General features: G+C 50.6%; 16 protein-coding genes and 1 pseudogene. 1 reads left to right on the forward strand and 16 read right to left on the reverse strand.

The genetic code is table 11. The annotated features are described in order from the left end of the window. Positions 1-39: 39 nt before the first annotated feature. The 9 genes and pseudogenes from HQN60_RS16430 to HQN60_RS03085 all read right to left on the reverse strand — a co-directional run bounded on the left by HQN60_RS16430 (position 40) and on the right by HQN60_RS03085 (position 10,487). Positions 40-2,357, reverse strand: a pseudogene (locus HQN60_RS16430) (DUF3141 domain-containing protein). Next, positions 2,326-3,111, reverse strand: coding sequence for an enoyl-ACP reductase FabI (gene fabI, locus HQN60_RS03050; RefSeq protein ID WP_173532292.1), 786 nt, complete (start codon positions 3,109-3,111; stop codon positions 2,326-2,328). Before fabI ends, HQN60_RS16430 begins: the two are co-directional and overlap by 32 nt. A gap of 241 nt (positions 3,112-3,352) precedes the next feature. After that, the gene (locus HQN60_RS03055; protein WP_173532293.1) at positions 3,353-4,498 is read right to left on the reverse strand and encodes a glycerate kinase; all 1,146 of its coding nucleotides are present in this window, start codon (positions 4,496-4,498) and stop codon (positions 3,353-3,355) included. A gap of 377 nt (positions 4,499-4,875) precedes the next feature. Continuing rightward, on the reverse strand, positions 4,876-6,141 hold the full coding sequence (locus HQN60_RS03060) for a GntP family permease (RefSeq protein ID WP_173532294.1): 1,266 nt from the start codon (positions 6,139-6,141) through the stop codon (positions 4,876-4,878). 229 nt (positions 6,142-6,370) lie between these two features. Further along, the gene (locus tag HQN60_RS03065; protein ID WP_173532295.1) at positions 6,371-7,522 is read right to left on the reverse strand and encodes a sugar diacid recognition domain-containing protein; all 1,152 of its coding nucleotides are present in this window, start codon (positions 7,520-7,522) and stop codon (positions 6,371-6,373) included. Between the two features lie 139 nt (positions 7,523-7,661). After that, positions 7,662-7,970 (reverse strand): hypothetical protein, encoded by a 309-nt coding sequence (locus HQN60_RS03070; protein WP_173532296.1) that lies wholly within the window; start codon positions 7,968-7,970, stop codon positions 7,662-7,664. Between the two features lie 102 nt (positions 7,971-8,072). Continuing rightward, on the reverse strand, positions 8,073-8,318 hold the full coding sequence (locus HQN60_RS03075) for a hypothetical protein (RefSeq protein WP_173532297.1): 246 nt from the start codon (positions 8,316-8,318) through the stop codon (positions 8,073-8,075). Continuing rightward, a complete protein-coding gene (gene pabC, locus HQN60_RS03080) occupies positions 8,315-9,148 on the reverse strand; it encodes an aminodeoxychorismate lyase (RefSeq protein WP_173532298.1) in 834 nt (277 codons plus the stop codon). The genes HQN60_RS03075 and pabC overlap by 4 nt, the downstream gene beginning before the upstream one ends. A gap of 25 nt (positions 9,149-9,173) precedes the next feature. Beyond that, the gene (locus HQN60_RS03085) at positions 9,174-10,487 is read right to left on the reverse strand and encodes an aminodeoxychorismate synthase component I (RefSeq protein WP_173532299.1); all 1,314 of its coding nucleotides are present in this window, start codon (positions 10,485-10,487) and stop codon (positions 9,174-9,176) included. A 49-nt stretch (positions 10,488-10,536) separates the two neighbouring features. Between HQN60_RS03085 and HQN60_RS03090 the strand changes: the two genes are divergently transcribed. Beyond that, a complete protein-coding gene (locus tag HQN60_RS03090) occupies positions 10,537-11,061 on the forward strand; it encodes a lipocalin family protein (RefSeq protein WP_173532300.1) in 525 nt (174 codons plus the stop codon). A 64-nt stretch (positions 11,062-11,125) separates the two neighbouring features. Here HQN60_RS03090 and HQN60_RS03095 read toward each other — a convergent pair whose 3' ends face one another. The 7 genes from HQN60_RS03095 to HQN60_RS03125 all read right to left on the reverse strand — a co-directional run bounded on the left by HQN60_RS03095 (position 11,126) and on the right by HQN60_RS03125 (position 17,673). After that, positions 11,126-11,437: a hypothetical protein gene (locus HQN60_RS03095; protein WP_173532301.1), complete on the reverse strand. Its 312-nt coding sequence runs from the start codon at positions 11,435-11,437 to the stop codon at positions 11,126-11,128. Positions 11,438-11,751: 314 nt separating this feature from the next. Next, the gene (locus HQN60_RS03100; RefSeq protein ID WP_173532302.1) at positions 11,752-12,912 is read right to left on the reverse strand and encodes an AAA family ATPase; all 1,161 of its coding nucleotides are present in this window, start codon (positions 12,910-12,912) and stop codon (positions 11,752-11,754) included. A gap of 135 nt (positions 12,913-13,047) precedes the next feature. Next, on the reverse strand, positions 13,048-14,289 hold the full coding sequence (fabF, locus tag HQN60_RS03105; RefSeq protein WP_173532303.1) for a beta-ketoacyl-ACP synthase II: 1,242 nt from the start codon (positions 14,287-14,289) through the stop codon (positions 13,048-13,050). A 182-nt stretch (positions 14,290-14,471) separates the two neighbouring features. Continuing rightward, positions 14,472-14,711: an acyl carrier protein gene (gene acpP, locus HQN60_RS03110; protein WP_173532304.1), complete on the reverse strand. Its 240-nt coding sequence runs from the start codon at positions 14,709-14,711 to the stop codon at positions 14,472-14,474. Between the two features lie 184 nt (positions 14,712-14,895). After that, positions 14,896-15,639: a 3-oxoacyl-ACP reductase FabG gene (gene fabG, locus HQN60_RS03115; RefSeq protein WP_173532305.1), complete on the reverse strand. Its 744-nt coding sequence runs from the start codon at positions 15,637-15,639 to the stop codon at positions 14,896-14,898. Positions 15,640-15,720: 81 nt separating this feature from the next. Next, positions 15,721-16,647: an ACP S-malonyltransferase gene (gene fabD / locus HQN60_RS03120; RefSeq protein ID WP_173532306.1), complete on the reverse strand. Its 927-nt coding sequence runs from the start codon at positions 16,645-16,647 to the stop codon at positions 15,721-15,723. Between the two features lie 69 nt (positions 16,648-16,716). Next, a complete protein-coding gene (locus HQN60_RS03125) occupies positions 16,717-17,673 on the reverse strand; it encodes a beta-ketoacyl-ACP synthase III (protein WP_173532307.1) in 957 nt (318 codons plus the stop codon). Between the last annotated feature and the right edge of the window lie 15 nt (positions 17,674-17,688).

The raw sequence follows: 17,688 nt of genomic DNA on the forward strand, positions 1-17,688 counted from the left end.
CCTAAAGCTAGGCCAAAACCGCTTGCAAGAAGCAATCGCTTATTGCAATGAATGAACTGGTTTTTTTTCTACCACAAACAAAGCTTCAATCTCATGTAAGCGCGCCGTTGCCGCCGCGCTCATCTCACCTGCGGCCTGTACAATGCGCCGAATCACATCCAATGCCGCCTGCCTTTTGGCTAAATCCGCAGGCAACATATCGACCATCGTCGCCAAAGCGCGATCTTGATCTAGGCGCAATGAAAAATACTGTTCACGCAGCTTTTGCTTGAACTCACTCAATGGCAGCGCCTCATTTTGCGAACGAATTAAGCGCAAAGCATTAAAAGCCCGCTCATCCACGCCGTCACCGGCCATGCCGATATACAGCAAGGCGCGCATCACGGCTTCACGCAAACCGCCTTCGGCCATATTGGCGTTAAAGTGAGCGATGCGCTGCTGGATAAAAGCTTGGCGCTCTGGCGAAATCGCGGAGATCGCAGGACAAGATGCCTCGGTGATGCCGAGCATCTGCTGCAAAATCGGCGAGCCATAAATCGAGATAAACAACTGCTCCATCGCGCGATCGCGCTGATCTCGGTAAGCATTGAGCGCGCTCATCAGCTGTTCTGAAAACAGATTTTGCCATTTTAAAAATGGATTATCCGCAGCCACCGGCTGGCGATGCTGGCGAACCCACTCCGCGCATTGCGGCAACAGCGACAGCATTGGATTTTGATTCGAAAAAACTGAAGCCGGCGCCAGCGCCGCAGAACATGATTTTAAGTATTGATTTAATGGGGTATTAACCGCCAACTTAATCCAAGGCTGAACCCAACGTCGATACCCCTCTAAATTGATTTCTGATACTCGTGCCACCGTGGCAAAGCGCAATGCGTCATCTAAATTAGGCTGAACAATCTGGCGAATATCGGCCAAAGTGCGCGGCTCAAAACGTACAATCCAGTCGCCTTCAACCCATTCTGGGTTGACCACCTCGGCGGTTTTGGGCGTGAGTACCGCTTCATACAAACCCGGCGGCAAAACATCAATCAGATCGATATTGCTGGCAAACTCTTGATGCTCTTTTTTCGCCACGCTGCCTGAAACAAAAATACCTAAATGCCCCACATGGTCGTGCACCGCATACACAATGGTTTGCCCACATAAGCGAAGCTCGTCATCACTGGCATACACATCATTAATCCAGCCCAACGCCTGCTGTGGCGGAGTAATGTTGTCGCCTTTCGAGCAAAAACAAATGATCGGCGAATGAATATTGCGTAAATCAATTTGCTCGCCAGCTTGCGTCACAATCTGCCCGCTTGAGAGACGATTGCCAATAAACAGTTGATCAACAATCCATTGAATTTCTTCGCCATTTAAATTGACATGCCCGCCCCACCATTTTTCAAACTCTAAAAAGCGCGCACCACCATGATCGATATTGGACCAAATATCATAATTTTTGCCCCACAAGGTATTGGCCGGATTGAGGTTTTCAAAATTCTTCACCAAGTTACCGCCATCAAAAATCCCCCCCCCAAATCACTGGTGAGTGCGGTAATCCAACTGCCGCCGCTTAAACCGCCGGTATAGCGCATTGGGTTTTCACCCTCAACGCCGGCCCAGTACGACAATGGCGCACCGGGCACAATCACCGGGCCACATAATTCAGGTCGCGTCGCCGCCAGCATCATCACTGCCCAGCCCGCTTGGCAATTGCCAATAATGCACGGCTTGCCTTCGGCATCCGGATGCAGCTCAATGACTTTTTCAAGAAATTTCGCCTCGGCATGCATGATGTCTTCTATCGTTTGGCCGGGCATCGGGTCGGGCGTAAAGCCAACAAAATAACAAGGATGCCCTGCCGCCATGGCCACGCCAATTTCACTATCAGCTTTAAAACCACCAATGCCCGGGCCATGCCCCGCCCGAGGATCGACCACCACAAAGGGGCGTTTTTTGGGGTCGATGACCTGCGCCGCAGTGGGCTTAACCCGCACCAATAAATAATTCACCGCCGTGGCAAAAGTGCGCGCATCCAACACTAATTCAGCGTCAAAACTCAGCACATGCGGCACGGCCTTGGCTTTTTGCGCTTCGTTTTGTTCACGACGCTGGCGCAGTAAATCAGCAAACAACACCGTTCGCTGCATCGCATCCAGCCAATATTCAAACCAAGGATTTTGCGCGCATGGCAACTGCGGCTCGGGCGCAGCAGGCTGGGTCACGCTGCTGGTCGCACGACGACGGGAACTCTGACTAGCCACTTTCGACATCTCACTACTCCACAATGATTGAATTTTCGACCGATCACGATGCATTGAACTGGGCGAGCCCGACTCAAGCCATGATATTGACGCCACCATCGACATAAATCGTTTCGCCAGTCAGGCGACGGGCATAGGGTGTTGCCAGATAAGCGCAGGTATAACCGACATCCATAATGTCAACTAACTCACCCACTGGCGCGCGCTCTGCCGCCTCATTGAGCAGTAAATCAAAGTCTTTTAGTCCAGAAGCCGCACGGGTTTTTAGTGGCCCCGGTGAGATCGAATGCACGCGAATTCCTTTGGGGCCCAATTCATACGCCAGATAGCGGCATGACGCCTCAAGTGCGGCTTTTACTGGGCCCATCACGTTATAGTTGGGCACAACTTTGCATGCGCCGTGGTAGGTCATGGCAAATATCGTGCCGCCATCGGTCATTAAAGGCGCCGCCAATTTGGCCATGCGAATCAAAGAATGCACCGAAATATCCATTGCCAATGCAAAGCCATCGGCCGAGCAATCGAGCAAACCGCCTTTGATATCTTCTTTTTTGGCCGACGCAATCGAATGCACCAAGATATCGATCTTGCCCCATTCTTGTTCGATCTGCGCAAACAACGCTTCTAATTCACCGGGTTTAGACACATCCAATGGTGCAAAAATCGCAGCGCCAAGGGCTTGCGCCAGTGGCTCAACATGCGGCTTGGCTTTTTCATTCAAATAAGTAATCGCCACATCAGCGCCAACGGCGCGAAAAGCCTGCGCGCAACCATAAGCAATCGAGTCTTCGTTAGCGACTCCTACCACCAGCGCCTTATAGCCAGCCAAAATAGGAGTCGGGTTTTCTATCGTCTTCATCTGGTTTTCCGTCTAGTTGAATCCATCATCACACTGATCGCAGTGGCGATTTTACCCCTCAATATATTGCGCCAAAATTTCAAAAAAATAACATCAAAAGTAACATTAGAACAAATTTATGATGCACTGCAACAACAAAGCCCATTAAAACCTACCAAAGTCGCGGCGCAGGCCAAAAAAATACCGCCAAATTTGGCGGTATTTTTTGCAAGCAGCACTCGCTAATACGTGGCGCGGTGAATTAAACCAATCGGCGTTGCATCGCGACAATCGCCGCCACATTGCGCGCCACCCGATACAAATTGTCGCTCGCGCCTGCGAGGGCTTCTTCTAGCGGCATGGCTTTATGTACGCAATCAAACACGGCATCAATGCCATATTCATGCACAATATCTACGTCTTCACGCAAGCAACCGCCAATAGCAATGACCGGCAGATTAAATTGCTTGGCCAGTTGCGCCACGCCAATTGGCGTTTTACCAAAAATGGTTTGCCCATCCAAACGGCCTTCGCCCGTAATCACTAAATCAGCGTCTTGCAACTGATCGGCCAATTTAGCGGCGTCGAGCACAATATCAATCCCACGTCGCAATTGGCTATTGAAAAACGCCAACGCGGCTGCGCCCATACCACCAGCGGCACCGGCCCCGGCAATCATCTCAACATCACGGCCGACTTGCTCACGAATCACCTGTGCAAACCGCGCCAATGCCGCATCCAAAGTTTGCACCATCTCTGGGGTTGCGCCTTTTTGCGGGCCAAAAATACTGGATGCGCCATTCTCTCCAGTCAATGGATTATCCACATCGCACGCGACTTCAAACTGACATTCAGCCAAACGCGGATCGAGCAAACTTAAATCAATATTGGCCAAATGCGCCAAACTGGCGCCACCCGCTGGTAGGGCTTGGCCTTGTTCATTTAAAAACTGCACCCCCAAAGCGCGCATCATGCCGGCACCGCCGTCATTGGTCGCCGAGCCACCAATGGCCAAAATAAAGCGCCGAGCGCCAGCATCTAATGCGGCACGAATGAGTTGTCCTGTTCCCTTACTGGATGTGATTAAAGGATTACGTTGCGCGGCGGGGACTAAGGCCAAACCACTGGCGGCGGCCATTTCAATCACAGCGGTAATGCCGTCGCCCATCAAACCCCAAGTGGCATTCACCGGCTCACCCAAAGGACCGTGCACCGTGCATTGATGACGGCTGCCGTTAGATGAATCAATCAGCGCGTCCAATGTGCCCTCGCCGCCGTCGGCAACCGGAATTTCTACCAATTCAACATCGGGCAATTGCGAACGAAAAGCTTGGGCAATAATGTGCGCCACAGCTTGGGCACTTAACGTTTCTTTAAATGAATCAGGGGCAATGACAATTTTACGCATTTCAATTTCTCCACAGCGTCGTACCCGACGCCGTATCTGTTACTTCAACTTAGTCTCAATAAATACTGTTCAGATTTGATGTTGGTGCTGTGCCACGCTCGTCGGGCTGGGGCTTAAAAACCCGTCCAAGCGCACCGAGTGAGTCAGAGACAAACAGCTTTATCGTTTGGCTCACGATCGATCGAGGGCATCGGGGACCGATGCGCGCTCGGGGCGCCTTTCTTTTCCCCCATTTTCTTTGGCGAGACAAAGAAAATGGGGTCCCCGTCGCGGACTGCGACTGTAAACAGCCGTGCCACAGGCACTTAAAACCATCAACACCTAATCTGAATAGCGTCTAAATACAATGGGTATAACCATGCAAGGCTTATGCAGCATTAACCTAGATTAAATACCCCATAAATCAATGTCGCAGTGACGGTAATACCCATACCAATGGCGGCTTCATAAGGAATCATTTTTAGACGCTCTTTCATTTGCATACCAACCGCACCGGCCGTTGCATGGAAGAAACTACCGTGTGGCAAGCTATCCAAGACCGTCGCCCCTGAGTGAATCATCACCGCAGAACCCAAAGGCGCTACGCCTAAAGTAGTCAGCGTTGCAGCAAAGACTTGCGAAGCCACCGCCGTACCTGCCGTGGTCGACGCAGTGGCCATCGACATCAAAATACCTGCCACTGGCGCCAACACATAAGCCGGTAAACCTAGGTTGGCAATGCCATCAATCAACACATTATTGAGTTCCGAATTAGCGACAATCCCGGCCAAAGTCCCGGTACCGAGCAGCATCACCGCCACCGGCAACATTCTTTGCAAACCGGCAGTGCTGTAGTGATTTAATTGGCGAATTTTGCCCATGGCCAAAGTACCGGCAATCCCGCCGACTGGCAGCGCAATCAATGGATCAACTTTGATATCAAATAAAGGACGTAGTGCCAGCAAACCAATGGCCACACTCGGTGCCACGATGGCGGCGCCAAAACTTGGCAGCACTTTGTTGTGATCTTTGTCGTGCACTTCGCTGGCGTGGACCGCCGAGCCAAAATTGCTTAAACGACGCGCCAATAGATAGGCAACGAATAAACCCACCAAGCCTGGAATCACCCCACCCATCATGACCGAGGTGAGCGATTGGTGAAACGCATCGGCTGCGGCAATGGTATTGGGATTGGGCGACATCACATTGCCGGCCTTACCGCCACCAATCATCGCTAGCAGCACCGCAAAACGCGAAATATTGGCCCGCTCTGCAATCAATAAGGCAATCGGTGCCACGGTAATCACCGCCACATCCACAAACACCCCAACCGAAGTCAGAATCATGGTCGCGACTGCCAACGCCAATAAAGCGCGCACTTCACCCAATTTACCGACGATGGTATCGGCAATGCGCGCAGCGCCACCCGATTCGATCAGCACGCCAGCCAGCACCCCAGCGGCCAAAATCCGTAATACCGCCGGAATAATATTTTTAGCGCCGCCCATCATCAATTCGACGGTGTACACCAAATCAGCACCGCCAACCAAACCGCCAATTAAAGCCCCGGCGACCATGCCGTAAGTCGGCGAAACTTTCTTTAGGATCAGGCCAATGGCCACGGCCAAGGCGACAATCGCGCCCAGTGTGCTGACTAATTCCATAACAAGACTCCTTTAAACCGGATGTAGCGCTTCAGTAAGGACTACATTTTCTGCCGATTTAAAGCTGAAGTCATTGTGAAATCGCCCTAACATAAAATCAATTTATGGTTAATTTTTAGGCGTTTTAACAATTTTTACGTAAACCCAGTTGTTTTTGATGGCTATTTGCAGCAACCGTCACTTTCGCCGCAACATGAGGTCATGGCATCAACAAGGCGCTTAAAATGATTTAATGCGGTAACTGATCCAGTTGCACGGCGATATATAGCTGCATTCGCTCTTCTAATTTATCCAAATTTAACTGCGTTATTTCAGCAATTTTTTGCAAGCGATAATCCAGAGTATTGCGGTGAATATGTAAAGCAGCAGCGGTTTTCGCGTAATGCAAATCGTGCTCAAACCAGCGCAGCAAGGTGTGATAGAGCAAGTGATCTTTATCATGCTCTGCCAAGCGGCTCACTGGCAGGCGAAATAATTCAGCTTGCCAGCCACTGGCCAAAGGCGACAATAAAACCGGCAAGCGGCGTTGTTCAAACGCCTGTAGTAAAGGGCGCTTAGCTTGCGGCTGCAATAAAGTGGCCCGCGCGGTTTGATACGACAAAGCAATGCTGCCGTCCTGACTAAAATAATGCCCAAGCGCAGCATGAATCTGCGCCACACCATCGCGCTGGATATCTTCTAACCAACGGTTTAATTCCAAACTTAAAGCGCTGGCATCCCACTGGCCGCGCCGATCCAGTGCGGGGTAGAGCACGACAAATTCATTTAATGAGCGCCGCGCCGTTAACTGCCCGCGCCGATCTTGGCTCAAACGCCGCTGCAAAATTTGTAATGCTTCTAGCCCCGACTCTTCATTTAATGCCATGCCACTGGTTTGTATCACCAGTGCTACCCGTGGTTTAAGTAAGTCGACATCCAGCCGTGCCGCCCATTGCTGCAATGGCTCATCCGGTGCGCTAGTGCGCTCAATCAGCTGCAATACCAGCTCTTCACTCATACGGCTATCACGCTCAATGGTTTGCAGTAATTGTCGTTGATCGAGCATCATTTCTGCCGTCATTCGCACCAACTCACCAAATTGACGCACCTCATCGGGCTGACCGGTAATGCCAATCGCACCAATCACTTTACCATCGTGATGCAGCGGCAGATTCACCCCCGGGCGCACGCCCTGCAGTCGATTCACCGCCAGCTCGTCAATTTCAACCGTTCGCTCCTGACTAATCGCCAACACCGCGCCTTCATGTCGCTCGCCTAAACGCTTTGGGTCACCACTGCCCAAAATAATGCCCTGCTCATCCATCACATTGATGTTTTGCGGCAAAATCGACATGGTTCTTTGCACAATCGACTGCGCTAACAACACAGAAAGTAAAGACATGCTGGTTCTCGTTCACGGTTGAATTTCATTCGCACTTGATAACACGAACGCCAGCTACTGTCTTACCAGCGCATCAGCAAAGTAAAAAAATAGCGCCCAATTGGGCGCGATTAAGTGAATCACAGTGCGGCGTAAAGACTTATTTGCGAAAACTGTCTTCGGTTCTGAACGATGCGTCATAACCCCAAATCGCCGTTTGATTATCCAGCCCCATCGCTTGCGAATGAATACCTTGAATCACAAACAGCTCATGCGCCACATTGGGGGGAAAACCTTCTCGATCACCACGAGAATCAAATAATATTTCATCTAAAAAATTCGCTAGCTCAGGGCTCCCCCACAGCAGCGTGTTTTTTTCCATAATGCGTGGATGTTGCTCGATCAATAAGTGCGGCAAGTTATTCTCGCCAAGATATTCGGCCAACTGAGCTTGCAGTTTGCTATCCATTACGATGCTCCAAAAGCAGGTCTATTTCAGCTATAGACCAGCGCTTGGCATTCAGCAAAAAACGCCGCTGAACAACAACGCTACGCCGACTTACGGCAAGGATTATTTACTACAGTATTTAGCAAAGTCCGCTTGTAAGACTTGTTGCTTGTCTTTCATTCTTTGCACCGCATACGGCTGATTAGGCCCACCCAAACGGCGCTGAATCAGTCGCTGCTCTTGCGTAATTTTGGCGCAACGCTGCGCCTCGAGCGCACGTAATTGATCTGGATCACCTTGATAATACTCTTGAGCTGGCACCAAACTAGCGAGCCATAACACGCTGCTGAACAAAACAAACTTCATCATGCCGATTGATTTCCAATGAATAGTAATGACGACGTAGCTCGTTGGCCCAGCCGCGCAGCGATCTCGCCAGAAAGAAGCGGCCACGATTGCTCACCCATTTGTTGTACTGGCACGCAAGCGGCCAAACTATTGCACATAAATACGGCCTCAGCAGCATACAGCTGAGCCAAGCTGATTTTGCATTCAACTATGGGTATTTCATCACAAGCGATATCATTCAACAGGATAGAGCGATATACCCCAGAGACACCGGATTCATTTAATATGGGCGTGCACCATACGCCATCGATCAAAGCAAATAAATTGCTCATCACGCCTTCCACCACCCAGCCATCCCGATCGAGCATCACCCCATCAAACACCGCCGGATCGGACCATTCTTGCCGTGCCAAGACGTTTTCTAAGCGATTCAGATGTTTTATCCCCGCCAACGCCGGTTGCCAGCTGGCCCGAGTCGCACACAACACCAGTTTGGCGCCCGCAAGATATAAGCGCTCAGCATACGCAGGCAATGCCGCCAATTGCACAATTCGATTAGGTTTGATATCAGCCGGCAGCGCATAACCGCGTGCTGATTCACCACGCGTGATGATGATTTTTAAGCTGTGATCAAACGGTGCAAGTTGGGCGATATCGGCCAATAGCGTTGCCTCGCTGGGCGCAGTAATGCCAATGCGTGCGCAGTCTTGGACTAATTTGGCGTATTGCTGCGGCCAAAACTCCAACTGCCCCGCACGCACTTTCAGTGTGCGAAATACGCCGTCTCCAAACTGAATCGCCCTATCGCGCAAATTCAAGTTGTCCGCCAAAACGCCATTAACTAACCGCATTGGGATCTTCCTGCTAGCAACGCCATCATCCCGCTACACCAAGGGCGCGCAATAAACCACGCGCTTTATGCCGCGTTTCTTGCAATTCACGCTCAGCATCAGAATCGGCCACGATACCGGCACCAGCGCGGAAATACAGCTGGTCGGCGCGTTGCACAAAAGTACGAATTAAAATATTGCTGTCCATACTGCCGTCGCGATTGATGTAGCCCAAGCTGCCGGTGTAGGCTAAACGAGGCCGATCTTCGAGCTCGCGAATAATTTGCATGCAGCGCACTTTAGGGCAGCCGGTAATGGTGCCCCCCGGAAACAAGGCGCGCAGCACGTCGGCAGTATTGAGGCCCGATCGCAATACCGCGCGGATATTTGATTCAATGTGATGCACAAAAGAATACGTCGCCACCGCCATTAATTCATCGACGTGCACCGTGCCCGGTACGGCAATCCGCCCCAAGTCATTGCGCTCTAAATCGACCAACATAATGTGTTCGGCGCGCTCTTTGGGGGTGTTTAATAATCGTTGTTTAAGTTTTTCGTCTTCGATTGGATCGCTCGATCGGGCAAAGGTCCCCGCAATCGGCCGCGTTTGTACAATGCCGTCTTTGACTTGCACCAAGCGCTCTGGCGATGAGCTGATGATTTGTCCGGCGTCGCCCAAATCTAAATACGCCGAAAATGGCGCAGGATTGGCGGTGCGTAATGCCGCATAAACATCGGTGGCCTGACCTTGCGCTAACGTCACATCCCAACCGCGCGATAAATTCACCTGAAACACATCGCCATCGACAATATATTGCTTGGCGCGCTCAGCGCCGGCGATAAATTGCTGTGGTTCATCCTCCGAAATTGCTGCCACCTCCACCGCTTGTGACTGCCACACCGGCGCTTGCGCAAGCAAAGCTTGCAGTTGCGCTAAATCTGCGGCGGTTTCAGCGAGCAAGGTCGCCACTTGCGTTTCACGGTGCAGCAATACCGCAGCGGGGCAACGAATTAAAGCGCCCAAAGGAAAATCAGCATACTGCCCGAGGGTACGAGTCGCTACGCTAGGCTCAAAAATCTCTAGCAGCTCATACCCGGCATAAAAGAACCAGCCGCCATGAAATGGCAACTCAGACTCTATCGTTGGCCCTTGTGGTAGCGCAGCTAAATCACGCACTAAAGCCGCGCCTTCATCGGCGCCATAGCAGCGGATTTCGCTAGGCAAGGCAAATAAAATATCCCAACCTTGCGTTTGCGATGATTGCAATAGCGCGGGAAAATGCGCACGAGAATGCGCCAACAAGCCGGCTAAATCCGGAGCTTGTGGCAATCTATGGGTAAAATAGTTAAATTCTGACATGGCGCTATTGTAACAAGAGCCCAGCACACTCACACCACCGAGAACCCTGATGCCAAAACTTTTACTGATTTTTTTATGCAGCTTGTTCAGCAGCGCCTACGCCGAAAGCACGCCGGTTCGCAGTGTGCCGCAGCTGGATGTGGCGCGTTATCTGGGCACTTGGCATGAAATCGCCCGTTTTCCGATGTATTTTCAAAATCAATGCGTCGGTGAGGTGACGGCCAATTACACGCTGCAAGATAATGGCGATATCCAAGTGATTAACCGCTGCCGCATCGCCAATGGCGAATTTGACCAAGCCAAAGGCCGCGCCCAAGTCGTCGCCAACACCGGTAATGCCCAGTTAAAAGTCAGTTTCTTTTGGCCATTTAAGAGTGATTACTGGGTGATTGGCCTTGATCCTGATTATCGCTGGGCGGTTGTAGGTAATCCGAATCGCAAGTATTTATGGATTTTATCGCGTACGCCGACCTTGAGCTCGGCTGACTTGGCACTCGCCAAAGCCAGTGCTGCCGCACAAGGTTTTTCACTCAAGCAACTCATTTCAAGTGATTCATCCAGCGTGCAGCCATAAAAAAATCACCGCGCTGATACAGCTGCGGTGATGGTTTATTGGCTAGGGTCTGTTATTTAATCGATTACTTGTAATAGGCACGGCGAATTTCACGGCGAGCTTCGCGCTTTTCTTGGCGCACTTCGCGTTCGGCTTTGCGTGTCGCTTGGCGAACTTCACGCGCACCTTCGCGAATCGCTTGGCGGCGCTCATACGGTGTTCTGGCGTTGTAATAGTCGCGCGCCGCTTCGCGTCGCTCGCTCATCACTTCGCGCGCACCTTCAATTTTGGCTTGGCGAACTTCACGCGCGCCTTCACGCATCTCGTGGCCTACGCTACTGGCCATCGCAGCCGTGCTTGTAATCGCAAAAAGTACCGTTAGCAAAAGTCGTTTCATGATGAATTCCTTGGATCAATTTAAGCTGGAAAGTGCTTTTGCACCTGCAATGTCGCCATCTTAAAAGCCCCTTCCCGACTGCAACAGGCTTTGTGCGATTGTTCACACACGGTTTGCATCACCGTTCAACGCCGCAATTCACAAGCAATCATCATCGAATCTATGCCAAATTAAGTCACAACACTGCCCGCGAAACGGCCAATGCCGTGCCGAATCATTGGGCCAATAATTTTAATATTTTCAATTCAAGCACAAAACATGAAACGCAGGTATTGCCATCTAGAGCATATTTAATAAAGCATAGCTAGCAATACCTATCGACTCAGCCACGACCAAGCTGGCTTATCTAAGTGATGCTGCCCAGCAATCAATGTTTCACCGCAGTCTTTTTGCAAAATAATCGAGTTGCAATCAACTTCACGCTCCAGCGCTGCGACTAGGCGGCTGGCATGGCTCACCACAATCACCTGGCTACGCGTTGCCGCTGCAGCAATTAAGCGGGCCAAGGCCGGTAATAGATCCGGATGTAAACTCGTTTCTGGCTCATTGAGCACCAATAACTCCGGTGGCCGTGGGCTCAACAAAGCCGCGACCAAGAGTAAATAACGCAAAGTGCCATCGGAAAACTCACTGGCAGATAATGGCCGCAGTAAACCATGCTGCCACAGCAAGACGCTAAATCGGCCTTGTTGCACGTCGATTTGAATTCGTGAACCTGGAAAAGCATCATCAATCGCTGCAGCCAACGTTTCGGGCTCACCAATTTCAATGATGGTTTGCAAAGCGGCGGCTAAATTAGCGCCATCGTTGGCCAAAATCGGGGTGTAAGTGCCGATTTGCGGCTGCCGCGCAGGTGCGCTGGCATCGGTGCGTAGATGATCATAAAAGCGCCAGCGGCGCATCGCTTCGCGTAATTGCAACACTTCGGGCGCATTAATCGGATCTGCGCATTGCATAAAAACACTATCGTACGTTGGCACATGCTGATTGAGCACTTGCCAAGCACGGCCATCACGAGTGCGCGCCACCGCGCCGCGCCGATCCAGTAGTAGTGTCGCATCGCGCTGTAGCTGCCCCGCCCAAATCTGTTCGCGCTTGATTTCTGGATCGGCGCAAAACAACGACAGGCTTGGCATTGGCAGGCCCAAATCAATGGCGTACGAAAAATCATCACCGGCAAAACCCAGCTTCAACGCCACCGTTGTTTGGCGAATCGTCCCTTGAATCGTCACCTCACCGCGCCGCATCGCTGGGCTGATTTTTTCTGGCCCCGCCCATAAGGTGGATGCAAAGCCCCCCTCTTGCGCTAAATGCGCAATCAAGCGCCCTTCGGCGGCTTCAGCAGTTAACCGCAAAGCGCGATACAAACTGGATTTGCCACTGCCATTGGCGCCACTAATCACATTCAGTTGGGCCAGCGGCATGATCAAATCACGTAGCGAGCGATAATTGGCAATGGCCAGCGTATGTAGCATCGAATTTCTTCACCCCAAAAAAACCATCATAAAGAGAAATTGCTAGCTCGTACTGTGTTTTTTGCCAACAGATGTTCGGTCGCGACAGCGCAAAAAAAGCCACCCGAGGGTGGCTATTCTATAGATGCGAGTCGCTTAAATCTTTTTGAACACCAGCGTACCGTTGGTGCCGCCAAAGCCAAATGAATTGGAAATCGCCACTTCAATCTTCATATCACGCGCGGTATTAGCGCAATAATCAAGGTCGCAACCGGATTCAAAATCTTGCTCATGCAAGTTAATCGTCGGTGGTGACACTTGATGGTGCAAGGCCAAGATCGAGTAAATCGCTTCAACGCCACCCGCGCCGCCCAATAAATGGCCAGTCATTGATTTGGTTGAGTTAACAACTAATTTCTTCGCATGATCACCAAAAGCAATCTTCAAGGCATTGGTTTCATTGGCATCACCCAGCGGTGTTGATGTGCCGTGTGCATTCACGTATTGCACTTGATCCGGATTCACACCGGCATCGCGCAATGCATTGGCAACGCCACGTGCAGGGCCTTCAGCGCTTGGAGCGGTGATGTGATGCGCGTCCGAGCTCATGCCAAAACCAACGAGTTCGGCATAAATGGTTGCGCCACGCTTTTTAGCGTGCTCGTACTCTTCGAGTACCAAGACCCCAGCGCCTTCACCCATCACGAAACCATCACGGCCTTTATCCCAAGGGCGTGACGCGGTTTTTGGATCGTCATTGCGCGTTGAAAGCGCCTTCATTGCGCCAAAGCCACCGATGGCCATTTTGCAAATTGTGCCTTCAGCACCGCCCGCAACCATCACATCAGCATCGCCGTACTGAATAATCCGCGCCGCATCACCGATACTATGGGCACCAGTGGTACACGCAGAAACGATGCCATAACTCGGGCCTTGATAGCCTTTCATAATGGAAACATGGCCAGCGATCATATTGATCAATGAACCAGGAATAAAGAACGGACCGATTTTACGCGTGCCGCCTTCCAGATAAGCTGCATTGGTTTGCTCAATCAGCTGCAAGCCACCAATACCCGAACCGATATTCACACCAACGCGGGTTTTATCCAGATCGCTCACATCATCCAAGCCAGCGTCGTTAATCGCTTGCATTGCAGCAGCGATACCGTAATGAATGAAGTCATCCATTCGGCGCGCATCTTTCGGGCTCACGTACTGGCTAATATCAAAATCTTTTACTTGGCCGGCGATATGGCAACCCATATCGCTCGGGTCAAAACGGGTGATTAAATCAATACCGGATTGACCAGCAAGCAGGTTGGCCCAGCCAGTGGCAACATCATTGCCAACTGGGGAAACTTGGCCCAAGCCGGTGACAACTACTCTGCGTTTAGACACGGGGTGACTCCGCTTAAAACCGGACTGTGCCGGTTGCGCCATAAACCAATTCAAGAGCGTGTTTTAAAACTATGCCGCGCCTAGCCTTAAAACACGATCTTAAACACTGCTTCATCGCGCTAAATATGAAAAAACCCCCGCGACGACACTGTAGTGCCGCAGCGGAGGTTGGATGTTCCTTCTTACTTGCTCAAATGAGCGCTGACGTAGTCAACTGCTTGCTGAACAGTAGTGATCTTTTCTGCATCTTCGTCAGGGATTTCGCACTCAAATTCTTCTTCAAGCGCCATAACGAGTTCAACGGTGTCGAGAGAGTCGGCGCCGAGGTCGTTTACGAATGATGAATCAATCTTAACGTCAGTTTCTGGCACGCCCAGTTGCTCAGCAACAATCTTCTTCACGCGCTGTTCGATGTTTTCCATGGATTTATCCCAAGCCTATTAAAAAGCAAATTTCGAAAAAAACGTCCGCATTCTACCAAAAAAATGGTGAAGCAAACAGTTTGGTGATGTTTTATTGCAAAAATACCTGCAATTCACATCGTTAATAAAGACTACAAAAATTGGTCAATCTAGCAAAATGCAGTATCGCTGCTATTTTACTCGATTAATTCATAAACATGCCACCATTCACATGAATGGTATTACCCGTAATATAACCAGCCTTATCTGACGCCAAGAATCCAACCGCATCGGCGATGTCTTTTGGATCACCCAAACGTCCCAGTGCAATATTAGCAACTAGGTGGGCTTTTTGCTCATCAGGTAAATTACGGGTCATATCGGTATCAATAAAGCCTGGTGCGACGGCATTCACTGTCACACCACGACTACCGATTTCTTTAGCTAGCGATTTGGTAAAACCAAATAACGCCGCTTTGGCTGCCGAATAATTGGTTTGACCGGCGTTGCCAGTCGCGCCTACTACCGACGCAATATTGATAATCCGTCCCCAACGCGCTTTCATCATGCCGCGCATCACGGCTTTAGATAATTTGTAAACTGGCTTCAGATTGGTATCCATAATGGCATCCCATTCTTCATCCTTCATGCGCATCAATAAGTTATCACGGGTAATCCCGGCGTTATTGACCAAAATCGCAATCGGGCCAAATTCTTTTTCAATTTGTGCCACGATGGCTTCACAAGCACCGTCTTCGGTCACTTGCAAACGTAAACCAGAACCTGCGGCACCTGCTGCTTGCAGATAATCGGCAATCGCTGTTGCGCCTGAATCGCTGGTGGCCGTACCAATCACGGTTGCGCCTTGCGCTGCCAGCTCTAAAGCAATCGCTTGACCGATCCCGCGTGAAGCGCCAGTCACTAGCGCAACTTTACCTTGCAAACTCATTCCTCACCCCTAATCTAGGTATACATTGCTAAGATATAGCCACAAACGTATTGCAGCATATACCCGTAATAAATCAGCAGATTACACGGCTGATTTTAATTGATCCATACTGGCTACGTCGACTAAAGCGACGCCTTGCAGATCACTTGAAATGCGTTTGGTTAAACCAGCAAGCACTTTACCCGGGCCACATTCAGCAACAACAGTCACGCCATCGGCAGCCATTTTTTGAATGGTTTCAACCCAACGTACTGGCTGATACAACTGGCGAACTAAAGCCTCACGGATCTGCTCGGCATTGTTATACGCGGCAACGTCAGCATTGTGCAAGACAGGAACGATAGGTGTATGAATTTCTACCACAGCCAATTTAGCGGCTAATTTTTCTGCAGCAGGTTTCATCAAATCGCAATGCGATGGCACCGAAACCGATAACAGCATCGCACGTTTAGCGCCACGGGCTTTACAGCCTTCGCAGGCACGCTCTACCGCTGCTTTGCTACCAGCAATCACCACTTGACCGGGTGAATTAAAATTCACCGCCTGCACCACGTCGCCCTGCGCGGCTTCGGCGCAAGCTTCAATAATCAATTCATCGCTCAAGCCAAGCACTGCAGCCATTGCGCCGGTGCCCGCTGGAACGGCTTCTTGCATTGCTTCTGCACGTAAGCGCACCAATTGCAAAGCATCGCCAAAACTCAAAGCTTCAGCAGCCACTAAGGCGGTATATTCACCCAAGCTATGCCCAGCCATTACCGCAGGCATAGCGCCACCTTGCGACTGCCATGCACGCCAAACGGCAACACCGGCGGTCAACATCAATGGCTGCGTATTCACTGTGGCATTGATCGCTTCGAGTGGGCCTTCATTGGCCATCGCCCATAAATCAAAACCGAGCACGCTAGAAGCTTCGTCAAATGTGGCCTTCACCACGGCTAAATCAGCCCAACCATTCATCATGCCGATGGATTGCGAGCCTTGACCTGGAAACACAAATGCTAAAGACATATTACCACCCCTTTCAAACCATCCAACAGTAAAACGGCGCTTCTAAGCGCCGTTTACAAACCATTAAAATCAATATTTAACCAGCGCCGAGCCCCAAGCAAAGCCACCACCAATCCCTTCCATCAACAAGGTTTGGCCGCGTTGAATCTTGCCGCTGCGAACGCCCGCATCCAAAGCCAATGGAATCGATGCTGCCGAAGTGTTGCCGTGCATATCCACCGTCACAATCACATTGTCCATCGACATATGTAAGTGCTTGGCCGTTGATTCAATAATGCGAATATTGGCTTGATGTGGTACCAACCAATCCACATCACTTTTTTGCAAACCGGCTTTTGCCAATGTGCTTTCAGCGACTTCTGCCAAGGCTTTAACGGCGAATTTAAACACCGCATTGCCTTCCATATACACATAAGGATCACCGACTAACTCGCCTTGTTTTGGGCGTGCATCGGTTTTTAAAATACCACTATAACGACCATCTGCATGCAGTTGTGTCGCTAAAATACCAGGCTCTTCTGATGCAGTCAGCACCACAGCACCGGCACCATCGCCAAACAAAATACACGTGCCACGATCTTCCCAATTAATGAGATTGCTGACGGTTTCAGCGCCAACGACAACCGCACATTTGGCTGCGCCGCTTTTTACAAATTGATCCGCAGTACTTAAGGCATAAATAAACCCAGCACAGACGGCCTGTATATCAAAGGCAGGGAAGCCATGTACCCCGAGTTTGTTTTGCAAAGTACACGCCGTTGACGGAAAAATACTGTCTGGCGTCGTCGTTGCGACAATCAATAAATCGACTTCGCTTTTATCAACACCCGCCGCTTCAAGCGCACGTTCAACCGCAATCAACGCCAAATCAGAAGTCCGCTGATCTTCTGCAGCAATATGACGCTGACGGATACCGGTGCGTGAAACGATCCATTCATCAGTGGTGTCGACACGTTGCGCCAGCTCGGCATTAGTAAGAATTTTTTCTGGCAAATAAGAGCCAGTTCCTGCAATACGGGAATACATGAACACCTCTGAATT

Origin of the sequence: Deefgea piscis, assembly GCF_013284055.1 — a bacterium.
Lineage (GTDB): Bacteria > Pseudomonadota > Gammaproteobacteria > Burkholderiales > Chitinibacteraceae > Deefgea > Deefgea piscis.